Origin of the sequence: Candidatus Sulfidibacterium hydrothermale (assembly GCF_020149915.1) — a bacterium.
Lineage (GTDB): Bacteria > Bacteroidota > Bacteroidia > Bacteroidales > F082 > Sulfidibacterium > Sulfidibacterium hydrothermale.
On the sequence record NZ_CP083760.1, the window covers coordinates 2,752,248 to 2,770,751 of the forward strand.

Here is an 18,504-nt window from a genome sequence, read left to right on the forward strand (position 1 = left end):
CAATCCCGGTTATTTTTGCCGGGTGATCAGAAGTTTTTGTGTTGTAAATCCTTTCTGTGTTTTTACCCGGACAAAATAAATTCCGGGCGGGATACCTGTCACATCCATTTTCCACAAATATTTGCCGGCTTGCTCTGTTTTTACCGGCAGCATTTTACCGGAAAGATTCATCAATACCGGTGCTTCGGTTATTTTTTGCGTTGTTTTCAACCAAACAAGGTGATTTTCAACGGGAACCGGAAAAACAGAAAGTCTGCCGGATTGCTGGTAATTACCGACAGCCAGCGGCTGCAAAATACGTACCCCGTCAGAAACCATCGTGTCAGAAACCAGTGAAGCCCCATTAATCGCCACCACCGAAATATAACAAGTATCGCCCGGAGTCAGCGAAAGTCCGTCGACGGTGAAATCTTGTTTCAACTGATTCTCTCTCCATCCCACAATATCATCATGCCCGGGAGCCGTTCCCACACAATAACGATAGGCTGCAATACCCGAATTAATATCCGAGGAGGATGCCCAGTGTCCTGAAATTTTTGTTGTGACATGAGTAGAGTCCAGATCCGCATCATCCAGCCCGTCAGAAACCGAAAAACCGGAAGGTTTTGTCCAGTCGATATTAACAAAAGCGGTATCCACTGCCGAAAGATTATGCATAGAATCAGACACCAACGAAAGAATACGGCAAGCCGGCATATCCGGGGCAGTATTCTGAACAGGTACCATTCCGTTCTCTCCGGTAGTAACCGGAGCCTCTGCTTTTCGTGAACGATAAACGGTGATATCGTCATACGAAACATTGGCATTTCCGGTACGTAACGAGATACTTTTCCCATTTATTAACGGCGTTGCATCCACCCAGGTGGAAACCAAAGTATCATTTTTGAAAACATCAATTTCTCCTGTATAAGGTTTATATAAAACTTTGGCATCAAACCACTGATTACAGGGCACATCACAGGCATCGCTGGTTTTAAGATGAATGGAATTATTTTCCGATTTATAAATTTGACAGGTATTCTGATCCACTCTGAAGTAAACCATATAGGCATTATTCCGTTGGGATAACGCCGGGTTATCCGACATAAAAATCAATCCGGCCCGCCGATTATCCCCACTGCCACCAATTTTCATTCGCCAAGTATAAAGAAAAGCGGTTTTTGATGCATTTTGTTCCACATCAAAATAGATATTGGTATTGGAATTTGTTTCATCCGACTGGTTTAACACGCCATTTACGATATTCCAGTTCCCCGATATCTTTTTCCATCCGGCAGAAAGTGTTCCGTTAAAATGGTCTTCAAAAAATCCTGTACGAACGGCTGCTGTCCAGTGTTTTCCGTCAAAATATCCCACATGATAAAAACGTCCGGTTACTCCCGTATTGTCCTTATCGGTAAAATCAGCCTGAAAATTTCCTGTTTCCCAAATTTTCACCTGAAGATGAGTCACCGGACGAACAGAATCTGTTTCTCCTTCAATCACTTTGATGTAGCGTCTTGGCAAATAGCGCCCCTGAAAATCGGCTACCGAGTAATTATTATATCCCACACGCCAGTCGGTTGACGAAGCAGCCGCTTCAATAATCAAAAAAGTTCCATTGCCGTTTACCGAATGGATCAGTCGCACATGATGCCCGGCATAATTCACCACATCTCCCGGTTTTAAATCATCATACGATGGATATTCTGTTGAAATATCAGGAATTGTACGTGTACTGTACTTATTTCCGAGTCCCCAGGCTCTGGAAACAAAGCCGGAACAATCTACCCCTACAGCACACGACGGACCGGCACCATTTCCATGTGTATCGCAATCACCGGCAGAAACCCCGTCGGCGATACCCTGATCAAATTGTTTCAGTGAAGAAAAGCCTCCCCACATGTAAGGAATGGAGACATTGTTTCCTACAGTAACCCAGGAAGGTGTTTTTACATGCACGCCACCACAATCGCGATCCCAGATATTGGCCGGATGACAATACCATTTGTGCGTAGCATACGGCTCGGCATTTTGCAAAATTTTCTGCCGGGTGATCGGCGTAAGCGCCATATTTTTCAGATAAAAGCCATCGCTTTCTATAGCCGGCAACAGATGATTATTGTACAAATAGGTTTGTCTATACAGATTTTCCGGCAACCGGATTTCCGCTCCCGATTTCAGGTTTCCCAACGTATTTTCCCTGAAAAACGCTGCTTTTTCAGGAGTGGAAACATAAATCTCCACTCCCTTTTTCGAAACATTTACATCGTGTTTGATATACGTGTAATACACATCCGGCATTAAAATTTTTCCATTTTGCGAAAACCGGTTGTTCGCATATTCAAAAAGATAAATTTCGCGCTTTACCTTTAGTGGAAATTCCCGCTGAATTTGTTGTACTTCCACATACAAACGGTCTTTATAAATACCCAGTAACTTTACACTTCCCAATGGCTGTTGAACAGTAATTGTTCGGGCAATCAGCGTATCTGCATTACCATAAATCATCAGACGGAACTGCCGGGAAGAGAGCTTACGGACTTTCCCCCGCAAATTATTCTGAAGGATAATGCCGTCTTCTTCGTCAAAAATACCGCGTGCCGGATCAAATTCCCAGGATTTCTGATCCGGAGAGATAAGATAAAGATGGTTTTCTGTGGTTCGGATATTCTCCACAAAACGAATTTGACCGCCAAAAAACCACTTTCCGGTTATTTTTCCATCCGGGGTCATCCGGTACAAATACTGCGTACCGGCAATGTAATAATCGCCCCTGAACACGGTGAAATCAACAGGCGAGAAAGGAAGCGGATATACCTTTTCTTTTTTCTCCGTGGCCATGTTAAAAAGGAATAAAGCCTGTTTTGCCCGCGAAAGAAAAGCCCGGTGATTTTCATCCAAATCACGAAAAACCTCTACACTATAATTTCCTGAAAAGCTTTTAACATAAGGTAAACCATTGGGCGTATTCCACGACAAGGTACTCTCATTCCGGAAAGGAGAAAGGGCTGTTCCTGACTGCGAAAACACCGGCATGGCCGAAAATATCCAGCCCGTCAGAAACAACGCTAAAAATTTTTTCACAGTTGTTGATTTTTAAAAATGTTGTTAAATTTTGGCCTAAAGATGCAAAAAAATTAAATCCAATATTGCTGGAAGTCTTTTTTTAAGATTAAGCAGCAAAAATGTAAAGGACAAAAATCAAATTTCAAACCAACAAACAATCATATTTTTCACCAGCCCCATTAAAACCGGGCAATATAATCTTCAAGAGAATCGTCGGCCTGCAATTGCAATTTTTTCCGGATACGGTAGCGATTTTTCCGGACAGCTTCCATAGAAACATCCATAGCCTGCGCTATCTGGTGAGAATTGAGCCGGATTCGCAAATAAGCACAAAATTTTTGCTCGGTTTTGGAAAGATCAGGATGAGCAGCCAGCAGATGTTCAAAAAAATGGGGATACAGTTTCTGAAACTTTTGCAGAAAAATCTCCGAATGATCTGAATTCTTCATCACTTTTTCCATTTTCTGCAAAACCTCTTTCAAAGCCGAAACCGGCACCGTTTCCTCTCCTGACCGAATAATCTTTTTCAGCTCACGCGAAACGGTTTTGTACAGCGCATTATCATTTCCGGCACGAATAGCATATTGAAGCAGTTTTTCGTTCTTCTCCTGCCATTCAGCAGATTCCGCTTGTTTTGCGGGAACCGGTGACTGACCTTCCGGCAAAGTTTGCAAACGCAAAAGGTAATTCTCTTTTAGCCGTTCAATTTGTTTTTTCAGTGCTTCCAGCTCTCTGATAATTTTCCGGTTATTTCTGCTCATCATCCCCAAATTTTGGTTTTCCACAAAGGTAAGTAAAAAAGAATGTTTTTGTCCGATCTTCCCCGGTCATTGTTTTGAGCCTCTTTCCGTTTTTATGGAAATTTCGTCCGTAAACAGCCAGGCTTTTCCGCCGGCAGCGGGATGCCATTCGGGAAGTTTTCCCACGTTTTTGGCATGAATCCGGATAAACCGGATATCTTTTTGTTGAATCGGAAACGAAAAAGTTTGTATCCACGATCCGGCCCGGTGCCAGCTGATGGTGTTGTATTTTTTCCCAGCGCTGAAATATTTTTTTCCGTCTTTCGATACGGAACAGCTCACCCATTCCGGAAAAAGAATCCACGAGCGCATACTTTGCAAGAAAGTAATGGAAACCGTATCTGCATCAAGAGGTTTTTTTAAGGTTATTTCAACATCAAAATCGGTTTTCTGAAATCCGAGCCAGCGTCCGTCCCTGAAATTTTTTGTTCCTCTGATGCCGTCCACCAGGCTAATCACGCCGCGGGCTTTGTATCGCCCGGAAAAAGGATATTTTAAGGTGATGTGTGCCACCGGCCCGTTGTATATCCTGATGACTTTCCGGAAAACCGGATGATGACTAGCGGCCGGTGCCATGCAGGCTTTTAGGGTGTCGGTCTGTTTTATTTGAATTGGGTTTTGATACATCCGCCAGGAAGTATCCGAAAGCGTATTGCCTGTTGTGTAAAGAATTTTGCTGCCCGGAAACAATCCCTGCAATGTAACCCGGCGAACCGGAGCAAAATAGTCGGTGTCGGCCTGGATAAAAACATGATACGGAACCGCCTGAAGTGCTTTTTCGAGCTGGTCGTATTTTGCCAGATTCCGGTTGAGCCAATAAGGACGGTTTTCGCGGTTCCAGAGCATCGTGTAAGTCTGTTTCAGACTAGTGAGTTGATTTTCGAGCGTGTCCAGTGTTTTTTTCAGTCCCGATTGGGTAAGCTGTTTTCTCTCAGCCGGACAGGTCAGATAACAACGCAGTTTGTTTTTTTCAGAAAGAAAGCGAACTCTTTCAGCCGCAAAAATCAGATAATCAATGTTGGCTTTGTTTCGTACGGCTTTTTCTTTGGCTTTTTTGAAATGCTGAATGAGCTGTGTCGTTTCTTTTTTAAGCGAGTCGGCATAAAGCAGATACGTTTCGGGCCGGCGGGTATTGATTTTTGCAAACAGCGGTTTCCAGAAAGCGTGGTCGATAAGGCCGCCGGCGGCAGGATTTTTATGGAGACGGTCCAGCTTCAGCATATTTTGCGTCACCCCGGCATCCGAACCGTAAAACAGCGGATCAAAAGCCTGTGTAAAAGTACGGTAACGCCGGTTCATCGCCGTGTCGTTTTTCGACATCACCGGGTTCCAGGAACAAGCGGCGCCCCAGGCCAGCGGAAGCCAGTTCATGGAAAACAGATTTTCGCCGTCATCGTCCCAGGTGGTGTTCAGCATTCCTTTGGCGCCCATGGCTTTGCCGTCTCTCACAAAATGCGAAATGTTGACTTCGGCCGTTGAAAGTCTCGGAAAAATTTGTCCCCAGCAGCTCACCCCCGGCGCCACCCAAAAATGCATGCCCGATTTTTTAAACGGTTCAATTTCGTTTTTAAAAGAAGGCGCTGCCTGATATGCCCACGGCAAAACAATAATGTTTTTGGGCAACTTTGAAATAATTTGGGGATAATCACGGGCAATGTCGCCCCACATCAAAATGGTTTTATGAAAAGGTTTCAATATCTGCACCAGCTTGTTGATGTGGTAAGCATAAACGCCCGCCAATCCCATGGTGTCCACCATGGTTTTGGCCGGGCCGCTTCCCAGTCCAAAAACTTCGTCGCAGTTAATCATAAAATATTTGCTGCTGTATGCCGATGCAATTTCTTTTAAAATATCACCCAGCAGTTTGTAGGTTTCCGGAGAAGCCGGCGATATCACCGAAGGCGTTTCGGCAAGGTGTTTATATTCGGGGTTTTCCAGTATTTTCCGGAAATGGCCGAAAGCCTGAAAGTTTCCGATAAGATTCACATGATATTTTCGGGCGTAAGCCGACAGCTCTTTTATTTCTGCTGCCGTAATTCCATCGCGGGGCGCCAGGTCGGGATGCGATTTTAACCGGAAGACATTTTCGGTATAAAGGGTGAAAACATTCATTTTGAAAAACGCCATGTTCCTGATTTCTTTTTTCAGAAATGCCAGCGTCGGGATGGGGCCCCGGCTGATGTCGTCCTGCCATCCGCGGAAGCGCAGTGCAGGTTTGTCCACAATGGTTAAAGCCGGCAACGAATTTCCTTTCCGGTTGGCCCGTATCAGTTGACGTAAAGTTTGTATTCCGTAAAATATGCCGTCGTTCGTGTTGGCCAGCAGGATGATTTTTTTCGGACTTATCTGTAAAACATAGCCTTCGCTGCCGCATGATTTTACTTTTTTCATCAAAGATGCCGCCTGCTTGTCAAATTTTTTGCTTTGTCCGGGCAATCCGGCCAGAACAGCCGACTTTCGCACTTTCGGGCTGTAACGAAGCGACAGGTTCATGTCTTGTTTAGCTTCCTGCAACAACTGGTTTACGGCAAAAATCAATGTTGAATCGGAAGGACGGGTAACGAATATTTTCATTCCCGGTGCAAAGGTAAACGCCCCGTTTCCCCACGCTATTTCTTTTGGCTGAGGAATCAGATGCAACGGCTTTTGTGCAGTTTGTCCCCAAGTTTCCTGCGTGGGAAACAAAACGGTAAGAAACAGAAAAAGAACGGAATACAAAAAAGTTTTCATAAGGCAATGTGCTTTTTTTGACTGTCGAAAGGTACAAAATATCAACCGTTTTCCTCCTGGAAATCGGGGGGAATTATTTTGTTTTTGTTGAAGAAATTCTTTTTTGCCCTTGTTGCAAAACAATACCGCCGACAATAAAAGCCAACCCCACCAGGGTATATCCGTGAATATGTTCGCCTACGGTTTGCTGAATCCAGAACAGCCCGAGAAACGGTGACAGATAAATCAGGTTGCTTACTTTGGCCGTATCTTCAGAATAATTGAGCGCTTTCAGCCAGATAACAAAGGTGAGGCTCATTTCAAAGATGCCGATATAAACGGTGCCGGCCCAACCGTAAAGCGACGGAATCTGCGGCCATTTTCCGCGCAAGGCAAAATAAACCGACAGATAAAAAAGGCCAAACAGCATATTCAGCAATATTTTCCCGGATTCTTCGCGCGAATCTTTCATGTTTAAAATCCAGTATGCCGCCCAAAAAACAGCACTTCCCACCGCCAGAGCAGCTCCCAACGGATGATGAAAATGTAACGAAAAAGGCCGTCCGGCGGTTACGATTACAATGAGGCCGAAAAAACTAACCAACAGCGCCACAACCGCCCAAATGCTGATTTTTTGTTTTAAAAAGAAAATAGAAAACAGCACCAGCACCACCGGCCAGATATAGTTAAGGGTGCCGGCTTCCTGTGCTTCCAACAACTGATAAGCTTTAAAAAGCACGAGATAATACAAAAACGGATTAAAAAACCCCATGAGTGCCGAAAGCAGCCAGTCATTCTTCGAAAGCTGTTTCCAATGCACCGGTTCTTTTCCCATACGGTTCATCACAAAAAGCACTACCACAGCACTCGTTACCGCCCAAAACAACAAGCTCTCAAACGACAGGAATTTCAATGTCAGCTTGATGGCCGAGCTGATAGTAGACCAAAACAAAACAGCCAACAACGCCAAAAGAAAAGCCTTTTGCCGGGAAATGATTTTTTGCATGAAAACTATTTAAGTTACCGCATTCTTTTTCCGGTAAATTAACTGAAAAACAATCAAAAACAAAATAGCAACAACAAACGAAGCAATACTTAGTTCCGGTAAAAGATTTCCCGTAACAAGTAAAATGAACACATAAGCCACTCCGGAAATAAAACTGGCCAGGGCTGCCTCATTTTCTATTTTATAATGGAAAGAAGCAATGGCTGCCGGAATAATCGTAAACCCTACTCCGGTAATAAACAAAATAACGTTAATGATGCTCCTGAAATAAAAAGCCAGCAAAAATCCCACAAATGAAAATAAAACGATAAAAATCTTGGTTTGCATTTTCAGCCGGTGCTGTGTTACTTCTTTTTTAGAAAAATGGGAAATATAATCTTTTGCCACACTGGAAGCCAGTACGAAAATGATGGTATCGGCCGAACTCATAATGGCAGCAAAAAGCAAAACCAAACCTGCACCGATAAACTTTTCAGGAGCCAATACTTTTAAACCTTCGGCAAAAGCATCACGCGGAGCAATTCCCGGGACCTCATAATGCGCTGAGAGACCTACAATAGTAATCGCCAAACCGGTTACCAGCACCAACGCAGCCGAAGTAACAAATCCTACTTTTACCACTTTTTCGTTCTTGGCAGCATATACCCGCTGCCAGTATTCGGCCGACTGGAAAATAATCAGTATCCCAAACAGGATAAAAGCAATGGTCATACCCGGATTCATATCAGAAAGATCGGTTAGCTCATACGAAAAGTCATGGTTTCCCTTTAACAAAACATAAGCAAGCAACAGAAAAAGGATAAACATGATAATGTACTGAAACACATCAGTTTTTACCACCGATTTAAAACCGCCGGCAAAAAGATATATGGTAATCACCGAAGCCGATATCATGAGGGCCGTTTCATAACTCCATCCGCTGATATGCGATAATATACTGCTCCCGGCAATAAACTGGTTCAACAACATCCCGAAATAAACCACAAACAAGATGATCGCAGAAACCACACCCGTTTTTTTGTCATATTTAAAATAAAACCAATCCGACAAAGTCAGAAACTGCTTGGTCGTACTATACTTTCTTAACTTTAAGGCATAAGGAATAAAAACAAGAAATCCGGCAGCAGTTCCCAGAAAAACGGCAATAGCCGAAATACCAAACTGGTAAACATACGCCGAGTAAGCCACAATGGCCGCTCCGCCAATGTAACTGGCTACTACGGTAGACACAAAACCAAAAAGACCGATTTTTCTGCCGGCAATTAAATAATCTTCATCGCGGTTACCTTTGGTACTTATCAGGCCAATGATAATACACACCAAAGCATAGCCTATCAACATGACCAAATTCCAAAAAGAAAGTTTCATACGCCCAGGTTTCTATAACAAAAGCAACAAAGATAGAAAAATATTTTCGGCCTTCTGGGGAAACTTTCTGCTATTCAGGGCAACTATTCTCTCCCGTTTTTCAATAATTTTATTCAAAAAAATTTCAAATTAGATTTGTTATAAATTAATGCATTAACCTTTATTTATTTTAAAAACAAGCATTTTATAAAAAAATTTTTTAGATTTGAAGAACGTTCCTTGAAACAAGTTATAGAAAAAGGATTAACAGGCATTATTTTTAAAAAAACGGACTTTTACTGCTATCACACGGTGAAACATGTAAGGTAATAAAACCGGACAGCCTTTACAAGACCGCCCGCCGAAGAAATATTCGCATAAAAGATGGCATTATCAACCGGATAACAACGCATTTAATGTTATTATGTTACAAACACGAAGGTAAAAAGATACCTTACATAAACATATTTATTCACTAAAACCAAGTTTATTTTGAGAAGGTTTACTTTATGGTTTGCAGCCTTATTTTTTGCAACCGGAATGTATGCTCAAAATGTTATTCCGGGCGGAACAGAAACAATCAAATTAAAAGGTTTTGTCAGTTTTACCACTTTTATGCAGGATCAGTCCTTTAAATTTGGAAACGGACAAAATGCGGAATGGGCAAATCCGCCGGAATACACCACGAATAAATGGTTTAGCGGATTTGACGTACGGAACTCACGCATCACGCTGGTTTTTACCAACCATGCTAAGAAAGAAACAAAATGGAGCTATGGCGGCGTACTTGAAATGGACTTTTTTGGTGGTTATGTAGGCACTTCCCTGTTTGCTACCCAAATGCCTACCCCCCGGCTTCGTTTGGCCTATATGGATTTTGTTCATGACAATTTCCGCATTCGTCTCGGACAAGCCTGGACGCCCATGTTCGGAAATGTCCCGGTTTCGTTATCACACATTGCCTTTCCGCTGGGCTACGGCAATGCCGGATTTGTCGGATGGCGGTTTCCAGGAATCTATCTTTATGCAGGACTGAACAAAAAAGAAAGTCCGGTAAGAATCCGGCTTGATTTTGCCCTTTTTGCCAATTCATGGGATGGCCCCGGTTCCAATACGGACTTTCTGACTGGCGGCAATTTTGGTTCGCCACAAACCGAATTAAAGTTTAATTTTATTGCCAAAAAATGGTCTGTCTACGTCGTTGGTCACGTAGACAGTAAAAACCTGGCTCCTGTAGATGCGGATCAGTCAGAAAATCTTACCGGATTAGCTGCCGAAATAGGCGCAAAATATCACTCCGGAGGATTTCTGTTTCAGGGAAATCTTTATACCGGGAAAAATATTGGCCAACAGTTTGGCGCCATAACCCAGGTACAAGATACTACCCTCGATTTACGTTCAACAGGTGGCTGGTTTCAAACAGGGTATGAATTTAATAAATTGGGAGTTTATGCATTTTATGGAAATGAAAAAGTGAACCACGATGATGCGGTAATTCTTTTTTCTGAACCCCGCACCAAACATCATCTTTATAATATCATGCTAAAATACAAACTGGACAAAATCGCAGTCGGCATCGAATGGCTGCACAGCCATCTTACTTATGGAAAAACCGACGAGACCATCAATGGCAATCAAATCTCATTAAGTGCATTATATAAATTTTAATTCATTTAAAAATAAAACATTATGGAATCAATCCTCATCATGGTACTGGTCTTTGCAGGTTATCTTGTAATGTACCGGCTTTACGGTAAATTTATCGGGAATAAAATCTTCAAGCTAAATGACGACCATCTTGTTCCTTCAGTCGAACTGGAAGACGGGGTGGATTATGTTCCCACCAAAAAAAATATTATTTTCGGACACCATTTTGCTTCCATTGCCGGTACGGGGCCCATTGTAGGGCCGGCTATTGCCGTTATCTGGGGATGGTTACCCGCTTTGATATGGGTGTTTCTAGGATCGCTCATTATGGGCGGGGTACACGATTTGGGAACCCTTGTTCTTTCCATGCGAAACCAGGGAAAATCCATTTCCGAATTTACGGCGAAATACATCAATGTACGGACGAAATACTTTTTCTTCTTTGTGGTGTTCCTTGAATTGTGGATTGTGGTAGCCATTTTCGGACTGGTAATTGCCATCCTTTTTAAAATGTATCCGCAATCGGTTATCCCGGTTTGGTCGCAAATACCCATTGCCATGTTTTTAGGATATCTGGTATATAAACGAGGAGCCAACCTGACAGTGTGGTCTATTATTGCCGTGGTAACCATGTACCTGACTATTGTGTTGGGCTCTTATGTTCCGCTGACCATGCCGAAAGAGGTATTGGGAATTTCTTCCATCGGTGTGTGGTCGGTTATTTTGCTGGCCTATGCTTTTACGGCGTCGGTTCTTCCGGTAACCAAATTGTTACAACCGCGCGATTACATCAATGCCCATCAGCTTATTGTGGCGCTTTCGCTGTTGGTTCTCGGGGTTATTTTTGCGGGATTTGGCGGCAAAATGCACGTAGTCGCACCGGTTGTCAGGCTGCATCCGAAAGATACGCCGCCCATGTGGCCGTTTTTGTTTATCACTATTGCCTGCGGTGCCATTTCCGGATTTCACTCGCTGGTGTCGTCGGGTACGTCGGCTAAGCAGGTGCGAAAAGAAACCGATTCGCTTTTTGTGGGATATGGATCCATGCTGCTTGAAGGCGCGCTGGCCACATTGGTTATTATCGCCACAACAGCCGGAATCGGCTTGGGATACCTTAAAAACGGGCATGTGCTAACCGGAGTAACTGCCTGGACCGAGCACTATGCTTCGTGGGCCGCTGCCGGAGGACTGAGTTCAAAAGTGGGGGCTTTTGTTGAAGGAGCTGCCAACATGATAGAAACCATGGGAATACCAAAAGTTATTGCCATGACCCTCATGGGTGTTTTTGTGGCTTCTTTTGCCGGAACAACCATGGATACGGCCACACGCGTTCAGCGCTATCTGCTAACGGAGACTTTTCCGAAAATATTCAGCAACAAATTTGTCTCCACGGCGTTTGTAATTGGTGCAGCGCTTTTGCTGATTTTTTCTACCGGTGCCAACGGCAAAGGAGCATTGTCGTTATGGCCTTTGTTTGGTGCCGTAAACCAAACGCTGGCAGCACTGGCATTGATTGTGGTTACCATTTACCTGCGGGCTCGTACCCGGTGGGGCTGGATTATCAGCGCTTTGCCGGCCGTATTTATGCTGGTCGTTTCTTTTTGGGCGGCCGTCGAAAATCAACTGGATTTTGAAAATAACCACAATCTGTTGCTTGAGGCGCTGAATCTTGTGATCATTATCAGTATGGTTTGGGTGGCCGTTGAAGGAGTCATCATCTTTTTTAAGACTTCGTACAAACCGAAACTCATGGAGCAGGAATTAAAAAAAGCAGCCTGATGACAATGGGATACCGATTGAAAACCAAAATGCGCTAAAAGTGCATTTTAAAATACAATTGGTATGATTTGAAAGAATTTTACTTTGGGCCGGGTTATTAAAAAAAAATAAATAAAACAGGATTGTTATGGATGTACCAAAAACAGTTAAAGTACTAAAGAACAGTTATTTTACTCAGCTTATTCCGGCTATTATTCTACTCGGGCTGACCTTTTTCATGAGATATGAAATGAACCTTTTTGTAAATGCCCGTACATCGAGCCTGACGGTACAGGTTTTGATCATTACCCTTGCCGGATTAATGGCCGTTGCTTTTCCTGTTTTTTACAGAAGTTTTTTTGCATACAAAGTCCGGAACAAAAAACAAATTTCGCCGGATGCCTTTCTTTCTTTTGAACGGACTTTGGTAACAGCTGCGTTGCTGACGCCGTATTTTCTGATCGTTTCTGTTGTTTTAAATATGCCACAAACCGTTTTGATACTGATTACTTTGTTTGCCCTTTACGGAGCTTACTTTTTCTATCCTTCCCAAAAAAGGATTATTTTTGATATGAAAACGTTCAGGATAAAACCGACAACCGGTCAAAATCAGGTTTTATGAAAAAGAAAAAAGGGCAAGAAATACGGTCCCGGCTGAAAAAAATCTGGAATTCATACAAAGAGGCAGCCAGCGAAACAGCTGTAGAAACACTGGAAACCGAGCTTGGCGAAATGGAAAATATTTTCGGGTTGTTGGTACTGGGCTCATTTGTCGGTTTTCCGGCCCCGCCCCTGCAAATAACCCTGGATTTATTGCCGGATATGGAAAAACACTTTCTCTTGATGTTAAACAAAACAGATACAGCCCAAAGTCCGCTTTCCGAACTGTTATCTGTTTTTGACGTGATGTGATGATGGAACAAAAAACCAGAAATATTTTTTTTCTCGGGAAAGGAGGCGTCGGAAAATCCACTTCTGCAGCCCTTACCGCACTTTATCTTGCCGGAAAAGGGAAAAAAATTCAATTGGTCTCACTCGACCCGGCACACAATCAAAGCGACATTTTTGAACAGCGTTTTTCGGGAAAACCCGTGAAGGTTACTGAAAACCTGTCGGTCAGCGAGGTTGAAATTGATTACTGGGTAAAAAAATACCTCTCCGATATCCGGACACAGATGAAACGTAACTATAGTTATCTCACGGCTTTTAACCTGGAAAATTATTTCGATGTTATCCGTTATTCGCCTGGTATTGAAGAATATGCCATACTGATGGCTTACCATCACATCCGGCAGAAAGCCGGTGCAACCGATTACATAATTTTTGACATGCCTCCGACAGCACTGACACTGAAATTCCTGACCCTGCCTGCCCTATCTTTGAAATGGCTTGATAATTTACTGAAACTGAGAGATAAGATTATCGAAAAACGGCAGATCATTTCTAAAATCAAAATGGGGAAAAAAGAACTGGAAACCGACAAAATCCGCCGAAAATTACAGCAGCAAATTGAAGATTATCAAAAAGTTAAAACTGTTTTTGAAGATCCGGACAAAACCCTGTTAAATTTGGTGATGAACACCGATAAACTTTCCTTCTCGGAATCGGAGCTTATTGTCCGGAAGCTTTCCGAATTTAACATCACCGTCCGGAATATTTTTCTGAACAAATATCACGAGTCATTCGATATTTCCGTGATCCGAAAGAAATATAAAAAGTGTGACATTCAGGTACTTCCCGAAAGCAACCGGTCTCTGCTTGGAAAAGCAGCCTTATCGGACTATTTAAGTCATCTCGACTCGTTCCTCACCTTTTGATAAAGGGTTTACCCGAAAGGAAAAGTTATTTTATTTGCAAAAAGCAGCGTCTTACTGTGCCCAGCCGGGAAACGTTCCCATATGAATATGAAAGATACCGGGAGCCAGAAAATAGGTAAACAATGTGATGAGAATTGTGGCAATGATATTTAAAACAAATCCGGTTTTGGCCATCTGAGCCACCGAAATTTTATTGGAGCCAAACACAATGGCATTGGGCGGAGTAGCTACCGGGAGCATAAACGCCATAGAAGCCGAGATGGTTGCCGGAATCATCAAAAACAGCGGATCAATTTTCAGCGAAACTGCCAATCCGGCTAAAATAGGCAGCAAAATCTGTGTTGTAGCCGTATTGGAAGTCAGCTCGGTCAGCATCACCATAATAAACGAAACCAGCATAATCACCCAAAACGGATGGGTTCCGTTAACAAAGGTCAGGGAGTGTCCGAACCAGGCCGACAACCCGGAGTTTTTAAAACCAATAGCCAAAGCAAAACCGCCGCCAAACAACAGCACAATACCCCAGGGAATTTTTTTTGAGAATTCCCAATTCATGATCCGGTCGCCTTTTTGGGATTTGGAAGGAATGAAATATAGCAACGAAGCCATAAAAATGGCTACGGTTCCATCATTAAAATAATGCGGATGCGCAAACCAGTTTGACCAGCCATGCAGCGTAAACCCGCCAATGCTAATGTTGGAACGGGTCATCCACAGCAAAGCCATCAGCACAAAATCGGCCAGCACAATCCGCTCTTCCTGCGAAAGCTTTCCCATCAAATGATATTGCTCATAAAAACTTCTTTTGTCAATGGTTTGTAATGAAGCTTTTGCAGGCCGGTATAAACGGTAAAGATAAACCCAGGTCACCAAAAACAACAAAACAGCCAGCGGGAAAGCAAAGAAAAACCAGGTAGCAAAACTGATCTCCGGGCCTTTGGGAAACATGATGGCGAAAACTTTGGTGAACATGGGGTTGGGTGGCGTACCCACCAACGTGGAAACTCCGCCAATAGAAGCACTGTAAGCCACGCCAAGCAGCAATCCTACCGTAAACCGATCAGCCGATTTTTTATCCATCGTATCTTCCAGCTCTTCAATGATGGAAAGCAAAATCGGAATCATCATCATGGTGGTGGCTGTATTCGAGATCCACATCGACAAAAATGCGGTAGCCAACATAAAGCCCAACAATATTTTGGACGGACTGGTTCCGGTAAGCATCAAAATCCGCAAAGCAATACGCCGGTGCAGGCTCCAGCGCTGCATGGCCAAAGCCACCATAAAACCACCAATGAACAAAAAGATAATATCATTAAAATAAACCGATGAAACGGCTTTTCCGTTCATAATTCCCAGCAAAGGGTATAAAAATACCGGCAACAATGCCGTAACAGCCAGCGGAACCACTTCAAAAACCCACCATACCGCCATCAGCATAGCTACAGCCAGCGTAGCAGTAGCCGCCGGTTTTTCAGGATCGAGATGCACAAAAAATAAAATGAAAAAAAACAGAAGCAGCCCTAAAACAAATCCCAAAACACGAATCTTGTCTTGTAAATTTTTAGTCATCGGCATGATTAATACAATTTTAACCGTTGCAAAATAGTGAATTTCGAACAAATAAGCAATATTTTGTAGAGGGAAAAACAAAAATCTGCTTATCTTTGCCCCTCTTTTTGCAAAAGCTTAGATTCATACAGCATGAATAAAAATTCCATCATTGGTTTTATTTTAATTGCTGCCATCATGATTGGTTATTCCATTTGGATGGCACCTTCTCAGGAACAAATTGCCGCCCAGAAACGAAAGCAAGACTCCATTGCAAGGGTGATGCAGCAATACAACGATTCTGTTAACCGGGCACAGGCACTTGCTTTAAAAGAAAAGCAAAAAGCGGCAAAAACAGACACCGTTCAGAAAAAAGCGACTGCTTCGCCGGCCCAAACCAGCAAAACGGCCGGTACTACAGCAAAACCGAAAAATTTAGGTGCTTTTGCAAAAGCTTCCAACGGTAAAAACAAAAAGTTCGTTATCGAAACCGATCTGGCGCGGTTTGTCATCGGAAGCAAAGGAGGCTTTATTCGTACCGTCGAATTAAAAAAATACAAAACCTGGGATCAGCGCCCACTTTACCTTTTCGATTCAACCACCAGTCGGTTTGGCGTTTCTTTTTTCTCACATAATCAACTCATCAGTACCAATCATCTTTATTTTTCCGTTATCGGAAAACCGGCCGGCAAATCTGTTTTTAAAGTGAGCGGAAAAGATTCGCTCCGCTTTGTCATGCGGGTTTATGCCAATACCCCTACCGGACAAATTGATTCGTCGCGCTATATCGACTATGTTTATACTTTCCGCGGAAACAATTACATGCTGCATTTTAATATTGTGATGCATGGCATGCGGCAACTTATTCCGGCTAACATGAATTATGTAGAGTTGAAATGGTTTGCCAACCTGCTGAAAGAAGAAAAAACCGTAGACCGCTTTAACGGATCTACCATCTATTATAAATTTTACAAAGATGATGTCGATTACCTTTCGGAAACGAAAGATGAAAAAAAGACCATCAAATCAAAATTGAAGTGGGTATCGTTTAAACAACGTTTTTTCTCCAGCACACTAATTGCCGACAATTATTTTAATGACGGCATTCTGGAAACCCACAAAATAAAAAAGAACCCGCCGGTAAAACATTATCTGAAAACCATGTCGGTTGACCTGACGGTTCCGTTTAATGTGATGCGCGACCGGGAAATTCCGTTGTCTTTTTACTTCGGACCCAATGACTTTACCACCATGAAAGCATACCATCTCGATCTGGAACATCAGATTCCGATCGGATGGGGATTTTTCCTGCTGGCATGGATTAACAAATGGATTGTCATTCCGGTGTTTAACTGGCTGGGCGGATACGGATGGAATTATGGGATCGTTATTTTGGTCCTGACCATCTTGTTAAAACTGGCTCTCTTCCCTATTGCTTACAAAACCTATCTTTCTTCGGCAAAAATGCGCGTATTGAAACCGGAGATTGATGCCATTAATGCCAAATTCCCCAAAAAGGAAGATTCCATGAAAAAGCAACAGGCTATCATGGCATTGTATCGAAAAGCAGGAGTTAATCCGGCTTCGGGATGTGTGCCGATGCTGTTGCAAATGCCTATTTTGTTTGCCATGTTCCGGTTTTTCCCGGCGGCTATTCAGCTCCGGCAACAATCTTTCCTGTGGGCTCACGACCTTTCGAGTTATGATTCGATCCTTCAGCTTCCGTGGAACATTCCGTTTTACGGCGACCACGTCAGTTTATTTACCTTGTTGATGACGGTTTCCACCATCATGTACACGTACATGAACAACAAGATGATGGGATCGCAAACACAGGCCATGCCGGGAATGAAAACCATGATGTATATCATGCCTATTATGTTCCTGGGAATCTTCAATAATTATGCTGCCGGATTAAGCTACTACTATTTCCTGGCAAACATCTTTACTTTCTTACAGATGTGGCTCTTTAAATACGCCATTAACGAAGAAAAACTACGAAAGCAGATTGAAGCCAATAAGAAAAAGCCTCGAAAGAAGTCGAGTTTCCAAAAACGACTGGAAGAGGCGGCAAAACAAAGAGGTTACCAGAAACGGTAATACTCAATAGTAAACCCATAAAAAAATCCTGAAACGGAATCCAAAAAGGAAACAGTTTCAGGATTTTTTATGTCCTACGGAAAAGCAACGAACTTTTCCACAAGCAACGGCCGCCCAAAACAAGCGAAAAATCCGGATAATCTCCGGCAGCTATTGCTATTTTTTGTTTACATAATAAGCCAAAGTATGATCGCGGATAAAATCCCTGAAATCACGAGTCATTTTCACGGTGACTCCTTCAAAGATACAGGCACTAAACGGACAGGTAGGCCGGGCTAAAGGACATTTGGTCACTTCCAGCTTTCCTTCTATCGCTTCATAAATTTCGAGCAGGGTAATCTCTTCCGGTGGTTTTGCGAGATAAAAACCACCCGCAGGTCCCCGGTGTGAACCGAGAAAACCATCTTTCACCAGTTTCTGCATCACCTTGGAGATATGAAATTTTGAACTTCCTGTTTTTTCCGCAAGATGATTGACATTAATTTGGCCGTTATTTCCCTGCTGTGCAATGATGATCATCGAATGAAAACCAATGGAAGCGGCCTCTGTAAGGTTTACTATTTTTGCCACAAGTTTATTTTTAAGTATTCCGTTGCAAAAATAGATATTTCAATACTTCGATTTGTTATTTTTAAACAAAAAAGCTCTAATTTATTCCTGTTTTAAAATAGGAAAAACTACATATTAAAATGCCATAAATATTACTATTTTTGGACAGCGG

13 protein-coding genes and 1 pseudogene are annotated in these 18,504 nt (G+C 42.8%); 6 read left to right on the plus strand and 8 right to left on the minus strand.

The window, feature by feature from the left end:
- Positions 1-9 precede the first annotated feature (9 nt).
- The 6 genes and pseudogenes from LA303_RS13615 to LA303_RS11340 all read right to left on the minus strand — a co-directional run bounded on the left by LA303_RS13615 (position 10) and on the right by LA303_RS11340 (position 8,931).
- Positions 10-726: a T9SS type A sorting domain-containing protein gene (locus LA303_RS13615; RefSeq protein WP_394371588.1), complete on the minus strand. Its 717-nt coding sequence runs from the start codon at positions 724-726 to the stop codon at positions 10-12.
- A 60-nt stretch (positions 727-786) separates the two neighbouring features.
- Positions 787-3,018: pseudogene (locus LA303_RS11320) on the minus strand (family 16 glycoside hydrolase); the annotation flags it as partial.
- A gap of 209 nt (positions 3,019-3,227) precedes the next feature.
- Positions 3,228-3,809 carry a helix-turn-helix transcriptional regulator gene (locus LA303_RS11325; RefSeq protein ID WP_240525500.1) on the minus strand — a complete coding sequence of 194 codons (582 nt, stop codon included), beginning with the start codon at positions 3,807-3,809 and terminating at the stop codon, positions 3,228-3,230.
- 66 nt (positions 3,810-3,875) lie between these two features.
- On the minus strand, positions 3,876-6,578 hold the full coding sequence (locus LA303_RS11330) for a glycoside hydrolase family 20 zincin-like fold domain-containing protein (RefSeq protein ID WP_240525501.1): 2,703 nt from the start codon (positions 6,576-6,578) through the stop codon (positions 3,876-3,878).
- Between the two features lie 73 nt (positions 6,579-6,651).
- Positions 6,652-7,563, minus strand: a complete 912-nt coding sequence (locus tag LA303_RS11335) for a DMT family transporter (protein ID WP_240525502.1) — start codon at positions 7,561-7,563, stop codon at positions 6,652-6,654.
- A 9-nt stretch (positions 7,564-7,572) separates the two neighbouring features.
- Entirely contained in the window at positions 7,573-8,931 is a 1,359-nt protein-coding gene (locus LA303_RS11340) for a sodium:solute symporter family protein (RefSeq protein ID WP_240525503.1), read from the minus strand.
- Between the two features lie 471 nt (positions 8,932-9,402).
- Here LA303_RS11340 and LA303_RS11345 point away from each other — a divergent pair, with 471 nt between their 5' ends.
- The 5 genes from LA303_RS11345 (at position 9,403) to LA303_RS11365 (ending at position 14,132) form a co-directional block, all read left to right on the plus strand.
- Complete coding sequence (locus LA303_RS11345) at positions 9,403-10,578, plus strand: hypothetical protein (RefSeq protein WP_240525504.1); 1,176 nt, start codon at positions 9,403-9,405, stop codon at positions 10,576-10,578.
- Between the two features lie 21 nt (positions 10,579-10,599).
- Positions 10,600-12,336 carry a carbon starvation CstA family protein gene (locus tag LA303_RS11350; protein WP_240525505.1) on the plus strand — a complete coding sequence of 579 codons (1,737 nt, stop codon included), beginning with the start codon at positions 10,600-10,602 and terminating at the stop codon, positions 12,334-12,336.
- Positions 12,337-12,463: 127 nt separating this feature from the next.
- Positions 12,464-12,937: a hypothetical protein gene (locus LA303_RS11355; protein WP_240525506.1), complete on the plus strand. Its 474-nt coding sequence runs from the start codon at positions 12,464-12,466 to the stop codon at positions 12,935-12,937.
- Positions 12,934-13,227 carry a hypothetical protein gene (locus LA303_RS11360; protein WP_240525507.1) on the plus strand — a complete coding sequence of 98 codons (294 nt, stop codon included), beginning with the start codon at positions 12,934-12,936 and terminating at the stop codon, positions 13,225-13,227. The genes LA303_RS11355 and LA303_RS11360 overlap by 4 nt, the downstream gene beginning before the upstream one ends.
- Entirely contained in the window at positions 13,227-14,132 is a 906-nt protein-coding gene (locus LA303_RS11365) for an ArsA family ATPase (RefSeq protein ID WP_240525508.1), read from the plus strand. The genes LA303_RS11360 and LA303_RS11365 overlap by 1 nt, the downstream gene beginning before the upstream one ends.
- Before the next feature lie 51 nt (positions 14,133-14,183).
- On the opposite strand, the gene LA303_RS11370 is transcribed toward LA303_RS11365, so the two are convergent.
- Positions 14,184-15,704 carry an SLC13 family permease gene (locus tag LA303_RS11370; RefSeq protein WP_240525509.1) on the minus strand — a complete coding sequence of 507 codons (1,521 nt, stop codon included), beginning with the start codon at positions 15,702-15,704 and terminating at the stop codon, positions 14,184-14,186.
- A gap of 132 nt (positions 15,705-15,836) precedes the next feature.
- On the opposite strand from LA303_RS11370, the gene yidC reads away from it, so the two are divergent.
- Positions 15,837-17,783, plus strand: a complete 1,947-nt coding sequence (gene yidC / locus LA303_RS11375) for a membrane protein insertase YidC (protein ID WP_240525510.1) — start codon at positions 15,837-15,839, stop codon at positions 17,781-17,783.
- 156 nt (positions 17,784-17,939) lie between these two features.
- Here yidC and LA303_RS11380 read toward each other — a convergent pair whose 3' ends face one another.
- Complete coding sequence (locus tag LA303_RS11380) at positions 17,940-18,353, minus strand: RrF2 family transcriptional regulator (protein WP_240525511.1); 414 nt, start codon at positions 18,351-18,353, stop codon at positions 17,940-17,942.
- Positions 18,354-18,504 lie beyond the last annotated feature (151 nt).